General features: G+C 46.0%; 12 protein-coding genes. All 12 read right to left on the minus strand.

The window, feature by feature from the left end; translation table 11 throughout:
* Positions 1 to 88: 88 nt before the first annotated feature.
* Positions 89 to 1018 (minus strand): EamA family transporter, encoded by a 930-nt coding sequence (locus QFZ77_RS29195; RefSeq protein ID WP_307444942.1) that lies wholly within the window; start codon positions 1016 to 1018, stop codon positions 89 to 91.
* Between the two features lie 106 nt (positions 1019 to 1124).
* Entirely contained in the window at positions 1125 to 1313 is a 189-nt protein-coding gene (locus tag QFZ77_RS38015; protein ID WP_373462775.1) for a nucleoside hydrolase, read from the minus strand.
* The gene (locus tag QFZ77_RS29200) at positions 1303 to 1806 is read right to left on the minus strand and encodes a BMP family ABC transporter substrate-binding protein (RefSeq protein ID WP_307444945.1); all 504 of its coding nucleotides are present in this window, start codon (positions 1804 to 1806) and stop codon (positions 1303 to 1305) included. The genes QFZ77_RS38015 and QFZ77_RS29200 overlap by 11 nt, the downstream gene beginning before the upstream one ends.
* A gap of 31 nt (positions 1807 to 1837) precedes the next feature.
* On the minus strand, positions 1838 to 1966 hold the full coding sequence (locus QFZ77_RS29205; protein ID WP_307444946.1) for a hypothetical protein: 129 nt from the start codon (positions 1964 to 1966) through the stop codon (positions 1838 to 1840).
* 208 nt (positions 1967 to 2174) lie between these two features.
* The gene (locus QFZ77_RS29210; protein ID WP_307444948.1) at positions 2175 to 2324 is read right to left on the minus strand and encodes a hypothetical protein; all 150 of its coding nucleotides are present in this window, start codon (positions 2322 to 2324) and stop codon (positions 2175 to 2177) included.
* A gap of 45 nt (positions 2325 to 2369) precedes the next feature.
* Entirely contained in the window at positions 2370 to 4553 is a 2184-nt protein-coding gene (locus QFZ77_RS29215) for a hypothetical protein (protein WP_307444949.1), read from the minus strand.
* 101 nt (positions 4554 to 4654) lie between these two features.
* On the minus strand, positions 4655 to 6337 hold the full coding sequence (locus QFZ77_RS29220) for a type 2 periplasmic-binding domain-containing protein (protein ID WP_307444950.1): 1683 nt from the start codon (positions 6335 to 6337) through the stop codon (positions 4655 to 4657).
* Between the two features lie 50 nt (positions 6338 to 6387).
* Positions 6388 to 7281, minus strand: coding sequence for a carbohydrate ABC transporter permease (locus QFZ77_RS29225; RefSeq protein ID WP_307444952.1), 894 nt, complete (start codon positions 7279 to 7281; stop codon positions 6388 to 6390).
* Positions 7282 to 7335: 54 nt separating this feature from the next.
* Complete coding sequence (locus tag QFZ77_RS29230) at positions 7336 to 8298, minus strand: ABC transporter permease (RefSeq protein WP_307444954.1); 963 nt, start codon at positions 8296 to 8298, stop codon at positions 7336 to 7338.
* A 159-nt stretch (positions 8299 to 8457) separates the two neighbouring features.
* Positions 8458 to 10080, minus strand: a complete 1623-nt coding sequence (locus QFZ77_RS29235; RefSeq protein ID WP_307444956.1) for a response regulator — start codon at positions 10078 to 10080, stop codon at positions 8458 to 8460.
* On the minus strand, positions 10073 to 11803 hold the full coding sequence (locus QFZ77_RS29240) for a sensor histidine kinase (protein WP_307444957.1): 1731 nt from the start codon (positions 11801 to 11803) through the stop codon (positions 10073 to 10075). The genes QFZ77_RS29235 and QFZ77_RS29240 overlap by 8 nt, the downstream gene beginning before the upstream one ends.
* A 374-nt stretch (positions 11804 to 12177) precedes the next feature.
* Positions 12178 to 14583, minus strand: a complete 2406-nt coding sequence (locus tag QFZ77_RS29245) for an EAL domain-containing protein (protein ID WP_307444960.1) — start codon at positions 14581 to 14583, stop codon at positions 12178 to 12180.
* Positions 14584 to 14827 lie beyond the last annotated feature (244 nt).

Below are 14827 nucleotides of genomic sequence, written 5' to 3' on the forward strand. Positions count from 1 at the left end.
AAACGCCTACCTCGTCGATCGGGCATGAAAAAAGGCGAATACGAAATCTTTACGATTTCGCGTCCACCTTTTGAGAAAAGACCAATGATCACGCACTTATATTTGCGCCGACAATAACGGCTGGAGTCTTCTTGCGCTTCATAAGCTCAGGAAGGGCAATGCCGAACATCGTAATCCCCACGCCAAGCCATTGCAGCCAGTTGACGGACTCATTCAGCACGACGTACGACATAACAACGGCCGCCGGGAGTTCAGCTGCGCTCAAGATTGTTGCTAGTCCGCCGCCAACACGCGGTACGCCAATGGCATAGAACAACGGCGGAATGACGACACCGAAGAGAGCTAACAGCAGCGCCCAAGGCAGAAGCGCCTCGTGCAAAGATCCATTAATAAGAAAATGTGGTGGAAACACCAACATGACGAGAATAAACGAGCCAGACAACATAATCGCGCTTCGTGTGATCGGAGCGACTTGTTTGGCTGTTTTCCCGCTAAACCAGATGAAGAGCGCATAGGTTACAGCAGCCAACAAGCCAAGGGTAACACCTATCCAGGAAACAGCTTCCTGGCCCCCGCCCAAATAGCCGCTTGCCATAATAATCCCAACAAACAAGATAACGAGTGATAAAATCTTGTCTTTACCAGGACGTTTGCGCTCGACGATTGCCTCTAGCAAGATGCCCATCCACGTAAATTGAAACAACAAGATAATTGCGAACGAAGCCGAAATATACTGCAAAGCCGCATAGTATAACATTCCCGTTAAGCCTGTCGTCGTTCCTACGGCCATGAGCGAGAGCGCTTGACGCCTTGTTACTTTAAATATACTTGCCTCTTTGGGCTGCTTAGCTGATTTAGCGGTAACGAATACCAAGCCCCACAGCATAATCACACCGAATAGGTTTTGACTGCCGACAACATCGCCGACATTGAAACCAGACTCATAAGCTTTCTTTACAAAAGTAGATAATAAACCGAAGCTGCATGCCCCAGCTAAAACAAACAAAATGTATTTCATGATGCCTCCCTGCGAAAAGAAAAAAGCGGACTGTGTGCCCAGTCCGCCACGTTTCGTTATTATCCCATTATATATAAATCTTATGACGAAATCGAGTCAATTCCATTTAGACTACTTTACTGAGAAAGTGTTCCAAGAAGCGCTCAGCGTCTACTTCCAAACAAACATCCATGTTAGGCTCGTGTGCAGGCTTGCTTCGCAGATCACCAACTGTACGGCCTAATGAGTGGAACCCGTCGAGATCGACCCGAACATGCAGGGGTTTCGTTTTGACGAAATCCGGATTAATGGCCACACCAACGGCAAGCAAGATCGTGAAGGCCGCGCCCCATGGAAGTTAAAATACTGCCCGGATACAGACCGTTTTGGTTGGAGTCTACACCGATCGAATATTTGCCTAAAGAATTACCGGCTTCCAGAAGACCCAGTCCAGCTCCTCCTGCTACGTTGAATGCGATATCTACTTTTTGCGAATTGTACTGAGCGAGTGCAAGTTCTTTACCTTTGGGAGCGTTTGCAAAGTCACCAACATAAGAAGCAACAACCGTAATTGCGGGATCCACGTATTTCGCGCCTTGCTTATAGCCTGCTTTAAAGTCATTAATAATCGGAATGTCCATACCGCCGATAATGCCGATCACTTTTTCTGGATTTGCACCTTTCAGTTCTGTGCTTGTCGTAACCAATGCTGCAAGTGCTCCTGCCATGAAGGAACCTTCATTTTGCAAGTAAGTCATGGAGTACACATTCGGAAGTCCTGTAATGGCTTCATCGAAGAAAAACGTCATATTTCCCGCTGGAAGCGAGTGATTCCAACCCTTAAGGCCAGTCAGCTTGGTTCGTACCGCCTTCAACGGTTTTCACTGTCATGCCAAGTGTTTCACTAGCTTGCTTCACGCCTCTTTGTGCTGAGTCGAAAAATCCTTTATCTCCAAGCGTTCCGTCCACGAAGGGCGCACTAAAAAGGGTTCCTATGTGAAATTTGTGATAGCTCCTTTCTTATTTACCATTTATCGGTAAATCACCACGGATACTTACCACTGATATTACGCTCTTACTAATCGTATTGAGCGTCTCGCGCCAAAAAGGCACTTCGCTAATAGAGCGAAATGCCTTTGTTACATGCAATGCTGCCGAAGCACCATACTGCTAGATTTCAATTGTCTTGCTTATCAACTTCCATCTCTCCATTAAGCTGCTTGGCATAATCGCGTATCAATTCAAAATCCGGATTACAGATATCTTCCTGCATGTTGGCTTCATCTAATTCCTGTTTATTCAACAGATTCATGTTCTCGTTGTCCATTCTGCTCTCACCTTCCTGAGAGTAGGGTTTCCATCCTCATACAATTTATCCCTTTTCGAAAATAACCGTAACGAGTGTCCCCTCCGGCACGCCGGGATAGCGGATTAGAAGCGTTCGAGATCCGGGTTCCCAACTTCGATCTACAACTTCATGACCATCCGCAATGACAAGACGGGGTTCCTCTGTCAGTTGGAGCCTTGAACTAACAGTTACTCCTTCAGGCGCCTCGGAGACGAACTGGAACTTCCCATTTACGACGGGTTCCTCGTCGCGGATTCGCGATGAACTGACGATGACGGCTGAGGTCAGATCAGGAGCTGCCTCAAGGTCATACAAAAGACTGCCCTTGCCTGGTTCGACAACCGGATTGCTCACAATAGCAAGTCTGGCATCGAAAAGGTCGATATAACTGCCATGAACGATAACAGCCTCATCCGTAAGCGACTCCGTCATGACGCGTGTCGCGACATAGGGACCTCGGCGGATTTGAAGGTATTGTTTTTCGCGCAATGGCTCCTCATCACCGCGCATGTTTAGTGCACGCTTCACGCTTTCGCGGACCCAATTCGCACCGTCTTCGGTTTCAGCTAGTCGAGCTGGATGTACGCGGTGAACGATAACACCGCCTTGACCTATCCGGTACTCCCCATCCTCAGGGCGGCGCCCCATCCCAATGGCCTCGAACAGGTGATCATCTGGCCGTTCGTAGGCTTTGGCCCCTTGGTTCCACCATTCCTTGACGTCGTGGTACGGGTCACTGCCATCTCCAACATAGATTAAGCAGCCTCCTTCTCGTATCCACTGCGACAGCACTTGGTGAAGACCGGCGTGCTCCGGTTTCATAAATTCATAACTGAGCAGCAGCACCCGGTAATCGTCCAAATACCCCGGGAAATGAAGCAAATTGTCCAGCTGAACCGGGCGAAGCGGTATGCCATGTTTAACAAGCGGCAGCGCCAGCCCATAGAATGCCGACCAATTCAGCATCTCTTCGTGATGCTCGGAAGGGAGAATTAGCGAACTGATGGTGCCATCGTAACGAAAGTCAGCCTCATCTGACTGCAGCTCAATGTCACCCCGTTGGAACATCGCTGAGTTAGCAAGGAGGAGACCGATTCCTTCGGTTTGTTCATCGGACATGATTTCCTCATGGCGGTGCATATCACGAAGTACGTGCATGACGGTCAACAGCTCGGTCGCATAATCGGACGGGATCATTTCTTTCCCTTTACCGTCTTCCTTCGGATAGGCAATCTCGAACACTCTTCGCGGCCAAGGGCATATTTCGTAATTGTTTACGTAAGGATGAAGCAGCGAAGCCACGACTGTATCTTCATAATTGACCTTATAGTCCGACCACGTGTAATTCGGATTGTCCTCAATTGGATCATGCAGAAACCACATATCACGTCCCGTGCCGCGAACGAGCTCTTGCATGACACCGTATTCAAGGAATGCCGTTTCGAACGTTCGCTCCTCACGAATGCCTTTGTACACATTTCGCGTGCGCGCGGTCCCCGTCCATACTTGAGCAATAAACCCGTCGCAAGCTGGCATGTTGACGAGCAGCGCTTCCGGACTCACAATCCGCCATTGCGTATAATTGATCAGACTATGCGTCGGCACATAAAAACGGATCGCACGCCCATAATTGACTTCCGCATATTCCTTCATCTGCGCACATAAGCGATCTAGCGTGCGATAGTACAGATACGCCTTCAACTTGGACGCCCGGTACTGCGCGTCTGGCGACTCATGAGGCGGTATCCACGGCTCCTGATAAAAGATGCGCCATTCCCGCTTGAAGGCTTCTGAATATCCGCCGGCAACCCAAAACTCCGGCTCCTCCAGATGGATGGCTTCGGCCCCACTGTCGATCGCCCGCTTAATACCGGCAGCAAGGTACTCGCTAAAGGAGATCGTCGGGACCATATAGGGCACGTCTTTGCCGTGCAGCAGGTGGTCACCGGCGCGATTGGTCTGAGCTTCATCCCAATGATCACGACCATCATACTTTCCGTACAAATAGTCTTGGTATTCTCCCCATGACACACCTGTCATCAGGTGGATGATATATCCCCTTTCTTTCCACCCGGCAATTCGTTCCTCCAAGTCGTCCGAGATGCCATACACCATGACAAAATCGCTGCGCAAATCGTACTTCGTCCCATACGGACGCGATTCTTGGAAACCCGTCCATTCCTTCCTATCCGATACCGGTCTCGACAAAGGTAATCCCTCCTCTATGAGTCGCCTCTCGGCTGAACGAGAACGGGAGAGTCTTTTCGCCTCTCCCGTTGTTCACCGCCTGTGCGGCTTCTTGTTAAGTTTTAGTTAGGCATTTGAAATTTTACAACTTCTTTACCTTTTAGATTATCATTCGTGAATTTAATCGCTTCACGATATCCTGTTTTTACCAGCTGTCCACGTAAATCATTTATGATTTTGAGTGCCGCCTCATCAGACTTGGCAAATATCGCTTCCTTCCAAACGTCACCGGTTTTATCCATGGATGGCTTGAGCGATTCCCATTGAGGGGCTTTCGTAATGACGTCCCAAGGATTGTAGGCTGTGATGACTTTAATGCCGTTCGGGCGTAAAATTTTACGAGCTTTCTCTAAAGCGGCCACGCGATTCTGATCAGCCCAGATGTCCCCGTTACCTCTGGAATTCGTACGGTCCAGACCGGTTAAACTTTCGTAGCCGACGCCAATCCCTTCGTTCTTTTTCAACTTCCCGGTTTTGTCATTCACAAACTTATCAAACCATTCCTTTTTCGCTGTCGGTTTACCGTTCTGCATATCCCAATGGACGCCTTGAACGCCGTAGCGAGTAAGCATGAAGCCTTCATCAGAAGCTAGGAAATCCAGCAGACGCAGGGCTGCATCCACATCCTTAGCTTGCTTCGTAATGACGGTCACATTGTTGCCTTGCACGCCTAGATCGGCCGGACGGTTGGCTTCAGCGCCAGCTCTTTCCAGTGGACCTACAGGCACATAATCGCTGCCTGGGTGAGACTGGACGTAGTCCTTGGAAGCATCAAGAATAGCTGGATAGTGAGCTGCGAGGACGGCTACGCGCCCTTGCTTTACTTTCTCATTTGCGATTGGATCCGTCTGCGTAAACGCTTCGGAATCGAGCAATCCTTGGGAAACCAGCTTCCGATAGTATAACGTATAGTCTTCATATGCTTTCGTAAAGAAATTATTCTCTAGAGAGCCATCCCCTTTATCAAGGAAGCCAGAACCCATAAACATCTGATCGCCGATATTAACAGCCCAACCATTGTGAAAGCCGCCGAGTGGAATGACAGGTTGACCACTTTCCTTGAGGCCCGCATCTTTGATCTTCTTCAAGAAATTGTATAAGTCGTCCTTTGTTTTGACGGACTGCGGATCGACGCCTACTTTATCTGCAATGTCCTTGCGTACATAGAAGCCGTATAGCCAGTCCATGGCATCCTTATCCGTTGCGGGATGATTTTGGTATAGCAAATATTTTTTGCCACTATAGGCGTCGATTCCTTTTTCGTAGAGTGCAGGCGGTACGTTTTCCTTGGCGATTTCTTTGGCTAGGTTGGGATAATTAGCCAGCTTGCCTGAGAGATCAACGAGTTGACCCTCTTTTGCAGCTTTGATGATACCATCCAGCTCCCCGCCCCACGCTGGTCCCGTATATATATCTGGCAAGTCCTGCGTCGCGAAGATCGTATTGACTTTCTCCACTTCGCTTCCTTTGGTGTATTCCATTTGAACCGTTACCCCGGTTTTCTCCTTAATCACTTTGGCGACGGCATTCATGTCGCTCTCAGAGCCGCTGGAACCATTCCAATTGTGCAAAACTTTAAGCGTGACCTCTTTCTTGGTGTCCGTTTTAGCAGTTGCACTTGGACTTGTGCTTGAATTTGCACTTGGGCTTGGAGACGTTTCATCCTTCTGAGTACAACCTACTAAACCACCAGCAAGCGTTAATGCTAATACAACGGAAGCACCTCTAGACCATTTCTTTTTCATGAGAACCCTCCTTCATTTTTATATGATAAGCCCCCCAAATTCGAGGACAGCTAACCCTTAACGGAGCCTAGCAAGACGCCTTTGACAAAATACTTTTGCAGGAATGGGTAGATGCACAAAATCGGGAAGACGGTGATAACCAAGAGCGCCATCCGTAATGATTCGGGCGTTGAACCGGCTGGATTCACGCTAATCGTTTGACCACCTTGCTGAGCTGCCCGTTGCATCGAATTCGAGAGCGCTTCCGCTTCAGTCAGCATTTGCTGCAGCAGCGTCTGAACAGGAACTAGGTTTTTGTTGGATACGTAGTAAGCCCCAGCAAACCAATCGTTCCAATGTGCGACACCAATGAACAAACTTATTGTTGCTAGCACTGGACCTGATAAGGGCAGGATAATTTTCAAGAAGATCGTGAAATCACCATATCCGTCAATGCGTGCCGACTCGTCCAGCTCTTCCGGTATCCCCTGCAGGAACGTCCGGATGATGACGATATGCATGAAGTTGAATAACATCGGAATGATATACACCCAGAAAGAGTTGATCAGATGAAGCTTTTGCAGCGTGATGAAGTAAGGAATGAAACCCGCGCTAAAAATCGTAGGCAAAAAGATATAGAAAGTGAAAAATGTTCTTCCCGGCAGTGTTTTCTTTGCTAATGCGTAGGCCATAAGGGTACACAAAAGCACGTGTAGAAATGTGCCGAGAAACGTACGCAGCAGTGTAATCTTGTAAGCTTGCCAGATACGAGGATTGTGGAACACTTGCGCGTAGTTATCTAATGTAAACTGCCGAGGCCAGAAATACAGCGCACCCTGCATGGAGTCATTTCCATCGTTTAGTGAGTACACGAGAATGTAAATGAACGGGTAGATCATCGAGAAACCGATCAGCGCCAGGATGATATAATTTAGTAGGCTGAACAAGGAAAAATCGCGCTTCATCTCATCACTTCCTTAGCGTCTTCGTGAGTAAACTTTCTTCGTAAGCATTTACTTTTAAAAAAGGGACACGTCGCTGTATTTCTTAGCGATTCGGTTGACAACAAGAATCATCACCAGACCGATGATGCTCTGGAACAAACCAACAGCAGCCGCATAGCTTAGTCGACCTCCACTAATACCGGAAGTGATAACATGCACGTCGAGGACGCTGCCAATTCGGGCTGTTGCAGGCCCATTCAAGAGAAGCAGCTGTTCGTACCCGGCGCTCATCAAGCCACCGACGGAGAGAATAAAGAGGATCACGGCAATGTTGCGAATGCCAGGGAGCGTGACATGCCACACTTGCCGAAAACGATTCGCGCCGTCAATCTTCGCCGCTTCGTATAATTGCTGATCAATCCCGGCTATTGCCGCCATATAGATGATCGAGTTCCATCCAATATTTTTCCAAACATCAGACCCCAATATCATGGGATAAAACCATGTCGTGTTGTAAAGGAATTGAATGCGCTCCATGCCAATTGAGGCAAGCAGGTCATTCAACGGTCCTCCGTACGGAGTTAGGAGGCGCTGCATCAGCGTCACGACTACGACCCAAGATACGAAGTAAGGTAAGTAGGAAAGGGTCTGGACAACTTTTTTGAATTTCACTCTGCGAACTTCATTCAAAAGAATCGCGAGAATAATCGGCATTGGAAAACCGATGAGAAGCTTTGATAAACTGATCACAATGGTGTTACGTATGAGCTCTGTTGATTGATAATAATCGAAGAATTGGCGAAAGTATTTCAAGCCGGCCCAAGGACTTCCTGAGAAGCCGCCGGTGAATGTAAAATTACGAAACGCCACTTGAATGCCGTATAGGGGAACGTAAGAAAAAATGAAGAACCAAATGATGCCTGGCAGCATGAATAAGTAAAATACTTTATGCTGCCAGATGCGTTTCCAAAGCAAACGCTTGAATGACATCGGATTTCGGGGCTGAACTTGCGTCATAGAATTTGTTAGTGATTCCATTGTAAGCGTTTTACCTCCTTATAGGACTTGCTCATAGGTTCCATTTGATATATTTATCATATCATGCATAAATACCCACCTGTAAGTCCAAATATTTATGATCAGGTATCACTTTCTTTGGAATTATCATGTTTTTTGATTCTCACTTCATCTTGAATTTCACGTTATCTTGAGCCTTTCCCTGAATTGGGTGGGCGTCATCGCATAGTAATCTTTGAATACCTTTGTAAAATAGCGGTAACTCTGATATCCGACCTCATCCCCTACTTGAGCTACGGTTAAGGACGTTCGTTCAAGCAGTTCCAAGCTCTTCTCCATTCGAAGGCGAACGAGAAAATCTACGAAGTTATAACCCTTCTCTTGCTTAAATAAGGTACTGAAATAAGAAGCACTGATGCCCACATATTCAGCAACCTCCTGAAGAGAAATATCCCGAGACAGCTTGATCTTCATGTATTCAATGCCTTTGGAGACCGGAGACAGGGAAAGGGCTTCGATGGCGATCGATTGAAGCATAAACTGAATCAACTCTTTCGCCTTCTCGGTAAGCTCAACATACGTTTCCTGACGGCGGATTTCCTCTATAAACATTTCCATGACTTCGCTCGTCACAGGAAGAGACTTAACTTCCCTGAGCTGACGAAACAGATTAACGAGCATCTCGCCCACGATGAAACGTATGGAATCCTCTGATTCCCCGCTGCTGCACATATTCCCCAGAAATTCGTTAAAGAGTCTATATCCCCCTTGTTCGTCGCCTTGCTTAAAGGCAATGATGAGTCTCTTTTCAAGCTCAGTCGGGTAGAAACCCTCATTTTGTCCTTGCGGTGATGGATGAAAAAGATTGACAGACCCTTTACCCGTGAAAAATTTATGCCTAAGCGCCTTGAAGGCTTGATCATATGCCTCGGGAACATTGGAAATACCCTCGAACTGTTGACTGCATCCTACTGAAAGTTGAACGCTAAATAACCGTAAATATTTGTTTAAGCTCTCTTGGAAAGCATGGCCCGCAAGAAGTCCTTTGTGATCGACAGCTTTTTCTGATCCAGCTTCAAGGAGGAAAACGTAACGGTTCGGCGGCATCAGCACAGAATCTACCGCTCCGTAATTGTGAGTGATTTCATCCAAAATATTATGAACGATGAAGCGGCATAGTTTCTGGTCTTCATCGTTGTAATTATCGGTGAACTTAGTGTAATCATCGAATTCCGCGACAAGCATAAGAAATGAGCCATTCACGAAGTCTAATTGAGCGTCAAATGGATTGAACCACCGCTCTGGAGAGATCAGGATGTCTTTGCGCGTTAGCCAACGCTCATAGATTTGCGCTTTTTCCAACAATGCCTTCTCCTTCTGCATTTGATTCGCATATTGGATTTTCGTCGACTGCAAATGACGCTCATCCAGTCTTCGCGCGATGATCTCAAATACTTCTGTTAATTGCTCTTTGGTCACAGGCTTCAGCAAGTAATCGCGCACGCCAAGCTTAATGGCCTGCTGCGCATAATCGAATTCTCCGAAACCGCTAAGAATGACAATTTCCACAGGTTCACCAGGCAGTGATCGGATGCGTTCCGTTAGTTCCAAACCATCCATATAGGGCATCCGGATATCGGTCATCACCACGTCCACTTCAGGACGTTCCTTCAGGATTTCCCATGCTTGCTGCCCATCCTCCACAATCGCAATGACTTCAAAACCATTTTGCTCCCAATTAATAACCTTAGTGAACCACTTGCGTGTTGATAATTCATCTTCCACAATAAGCAGCTTATACATGTTCAACCCCCTCAAGCACTGGCAGCGTTAATATAACTTCCGTTCCTTCCCCGGGCTCGGACTTAATGGACAAGCCATACTCACTGCCGAAATACATCCGAATTCGACTGTTCACGTTGTACAACCCGATGCCCTTGCTGGGCGAATGTTCACTAAGCAAAGTTTCAGCTTGAGCCTTCGTCATCCCCACACCATTGTCACGAACGGTCACGATGACAGCCTGCTCTGTGAGCTCGCCTATCACGGTTACAGAGCCTCCCGCAATTCCCTTCAGCCCATGCTGGATCGCATTTTCTAGGAGAGGCTGAAGGATAATTTTCAAGGTATAGAGACTTGGTATCTGCGGATCTATTTGCCATTCGATCGTATGTCGAGCACCGAAACGGATTTCCAGAATTTTCAAATAGCATTTGGCGTGATCAATTTCTTGTTCGAAACGGATGGTGTTACTTCCCTTGGATACCGATATTCGAAAGAGGTCCGCTAGTGCGACAACCATGCCAATGGCCGTCTGCTTCTCGTCCATGTCAATCTCGTTCTTGATTGCATCCAGTGTATTGTATAGGAAATGAGGATTAATTTGAGCTTGTAAAAAATTGAGCTCCATTTCCCTTCTTTCCAGTTTTTCCACATAGTTTTGGTGAATGAGGTCTCGTAAATTATCGAGCATGTTATCAAAATTACGATCTAGTTCATCGATCTCATCGCCTTTAACATGGACTCTGCGGCTCGTAGAGAGCACCCCCCTGCCTACCCGAGATACTTTCGCGTGGAGACGTCGAATCCCACGGGTCAGTTGACGGGTAATAAGCAAGGTCAGAAATGAGAAAATAATCATACAAATGATACTAACTGTCAAAATGGTTTGCCGAATTTCATTCACTTTGGATTGAATCGACGCTTTGGGAACAAGCAGATACATCGTCCAGTCAACATTCTGGAGCTTGCGGTACCACATGACATAGTCGGTTCCCTGAATAGGAAGGCTCAGCTCGGATTCGGAGCTTCGATCCTCACTGGTCTGTTCGACGATTTCCTGTGGAAGCGGTTTGCCAAGTTGATCGGTATCAGGGTGAAACATGATGGTTCCCTTACTGTCTGCAATGATTAAGCTTCCGCTAGCGTCAGCTTTGTTGCCCAACGTTTCCTGTACATACGTCACGGAAGGGATCTGGATCGTTAGCTTTATGTAACCAATTTTCTTAAACTCCCCGATGCTGTAAATCGGCCGCACCAACGCATAATAATATTTACCGTCAACCTGCTCAAGTATCCAAAACTTCGAGTCCGGTATCTCGTTCAACCCGAGAACCTTTCGAAGCCTATCCACTGGAAAAAGGTATACGCCATCAGACATAACATCAGGTGATGTGGAGAAAAACTCGATGCTCTCGACATCGGTCGCCTGATAGGCTTGGATAAACCGGACCGCACGAGAGATTTCCCGGTTCATAATAATGACGCCTTTTTCCCGGTATACTTCGGGTTCCGAAAGTACGTTTTGAACGGACTCCGACACCGTTAAATTGTCAAGAATGCTTTCATAAAATCGGATATTGTAGTAAATGCCGTTGTTGGATTGGATTAATATCTTTTGATAAGAATCAGATACGTACCGGATAATGAGGTCGGACATTTGATTAAGGAAGTAATTCGTTAGCCCTACGATCGGAAGTAAAATGGTCACTAAATATACGATCATTAATTTTTTGTGCAGCTTCATGCATGTCTGTCCCCCTTAGTTTAAGTAAGACTCTGCCTCCATAATAATGGACTGATACGTATCAGCGGCATTGACATCACTGCGCAGCACAGCTTATTCGCCAGTCACTTTGTTGCCTGTTCCGTCATAGATGTCGAGATTCAGCACCCATTTGAATTATACATTATATTACTAACATATTATACATGTCATTTAGATCATTTGAACCTTCTATAATTTCGTCATTTAGGTCATGGTTCGACATATTAAACTCGTAGTTAGACTTGTAGGCTGGGCCCAAGATCCCATTCGATCAATGGTTATCCATTAACGAAAAAAAAAGCCAAGCCAGGTTCCGCGCAGCATCCCTGACTCAGCTTATTCAATTGATCCATTTACATATGTAATTTTGTTTCGGGTACCTGAGACAAATCAGAACCATTCAACATCTCAATGATCCTGCCGGCCGGCACCGGTTTGCTGATGAGAAATCCTTGAATCTGATCGCACCGATATGTTTGGAGAATACGAAGCTGCTCCGGCAGCTCAACTCCCTCCGCCACTACGGTTAGCTGAAGCCGGTGAGCCATTTCAATCAACGACGATACGACAACTTGGCTTCGAATGTTATCTGCCAGTTGATCGATCAACGTTTTATCAAGCTTCATACATTGTATGGGGAGTTGACATACATATTTCATTGAAGAGTAGCCTGCGCCAAAATCATCAATGGAAATCATAAAACCCAGATTACGCAATTCGAGCAATATGTTGATCACTTCTTCAAAGTTTTCGATCGCAAAACTTTCCGTCACTTCCAGCTCGAAATGGCAGGGATCGACCTCTTCTTCTGCGAACACACCGCGAATTCGGTCAACAAAGTTTGGCTGCAGCAGTTGGACGCCCGAAATATTAATGGCAACAATAAGAGGCATGTTCACGGATTGCTTTCGCCATGCGATGAATTGCCGGCATGCCGATCGCATGATCCATTCACCTATCTCATTAATGAATCCGGAATACTCAGCAATGGGAATAAATTCATAAGGAGATACAGGTCCGAGTTGTCTATTCGTCCACCTGAGCAGCGCTTCCACCCCGACAATTTTATTCTGTCCCAAATCCAATTTTGGCTGGTAATGAAGCGTAAGCTCGTCATTGTCAATTGCACATTTCAAGTATTGCTCTAAAAGCATTCTTCTGGTCCGAATCGCTTCAATTGATTCCGAATACAATCGGTAATTATTTTTGCCGGATTCTTTGACATCCAGCATAGCCACATCGGAATGATGAAGCAGGCTTTCCGAATCCTTTCCATGATCAGGATACAGGCTTATTCCAATACTAGCTGAAATCGTAGCACGATAGCCAGCTAAATCGTAGGGTACATTAATCGCCTCTTTGATATTCTTCGCCAGGTGTTCAATTGGGTTGGAGTCTTGAACGTAATGGGAAACAATGCAAAACTCATCGCCCCCCAATCGGCAAAGGAATTCACCCTCCCTCAAACAAAGACGTAATCTCCCGGCAACCTCAATCAGCAGCAAGTCTCCTGTATGATGTCCCATCGTATCGTTGATCAACTTAAAGCGATCCAAGTCGATGAAGATTACAGCAAAGCGAAATGGAAGCCGATGGTTTTGTTTAATGATTTTCTCAAGATACTCGAAAAAAGCTTTTCGATTGGTGAGACCGGTCAAATTATCATGATCCGCTTGATATTGAATTTCGTTTTGCGATTGCTCGAGCGACGTCATCATGTGGTTAAACGACTTCTCTAGCTGGGTAATCTCGTCTTTGCCGGACTCCTGAATGCGAATCGAAAAATCTTGTTTTGTTTTGATCACATTCATCCCATTGATCGTGCGGTTCAATCTAGCAAATATCGTTCGATGAAGGACGCAACTTATAATGAAAAAGAATACCAACCCGGAAAGCCCGAAATAGAACAAGTAAAATATGATACTTCTCTGGGCTTCCTTATATAATTCTCTCTGCTTCACGAACTTCAGGAGAACGGCGGGTTTATTATTGACGTCTGTTAGAAGTGAGAAGCCTATGACCGTCGATTTATCTGACTCGGTCCAAAACGGCATAGCTCGGTTTCTGGAAACGGTTACAGTTGTAGCTTGAACAGGAGGAGTAAAAGATGGATCCACAATAGATATACTTAAAGGCATGTCCGTTTTTTCCGAAATATACTGAACGTAATTCGAGTCTAAGAAACGAGCGAAAACCAAGGTTCCGTGAACGGGTCCTTCATTGTTGCTCGTCAAAATAGGGTATGAGGTTGCGATCAGAGGTTGCTTGTCAACAATCAACAACCCCATCTTCCGGGAAGAAGCGTCCGATTGTTCAAAGAAAGAAGCATACTCTGTCTGTAAGGTATGGATGAATGTACTCGGATAGGCGAGAGGGCGGTTATTGCCATAATCATAAGCTTTTCCGAAGTAAACTTGCTTTCGGTTGTTCATCAGAAGCGTTATATTAAGACGACTTGACATAAACAAAGAATCGGTATAATTGACCGTGAGATAAGGATCGTTATTAGCAGGAATCGTCGGCCTATCGATAAAGCTGTATGTATCGTCCCAGCCCGCATAATTAATCGCAATTGCACCGAGATTCGTATACTCATCATAATAAGAGAGAAGGCTTTGCTTCATGTTTTCACGCAAACTTTCAAGCTCCATCTGCTCATAATTGCGCAAAAGAGCTCTCTCTGAAATCAGGTATAGAAGTGAAAGCATGCAAATTGTTGTCATCCCAACATAGATTAAAATTTTCCGGCGAAGCGACATGGCAACATCAACCTCCAATGATGAATTTCTTTGTGCAATAGTCCTTAGGTTGAATAGCGGCCTATCATCTCCATTCAAAAAAAACACATCAATATAAGAGGGATGTGGTTTTCTTTTACGGTAACTAGCTGTTTCTGAGGGTTTGCCCTTAACAGTATTCATATATGTATTTATCTAATTCGATTATAATGGACTATAAATAACAACACAATAAATAGTTCTAAAGTATTATAAAATTGAACGA

Source organism: Paenibacillus sp. V4I3 (genome assembly GCF_030817215.1).
Taxonomy (GTDB): domain Bacteria; phylum Bacillota; class Bacilli; order Paenibacillales; family NBRC-103111; genus Paenibacillus_E.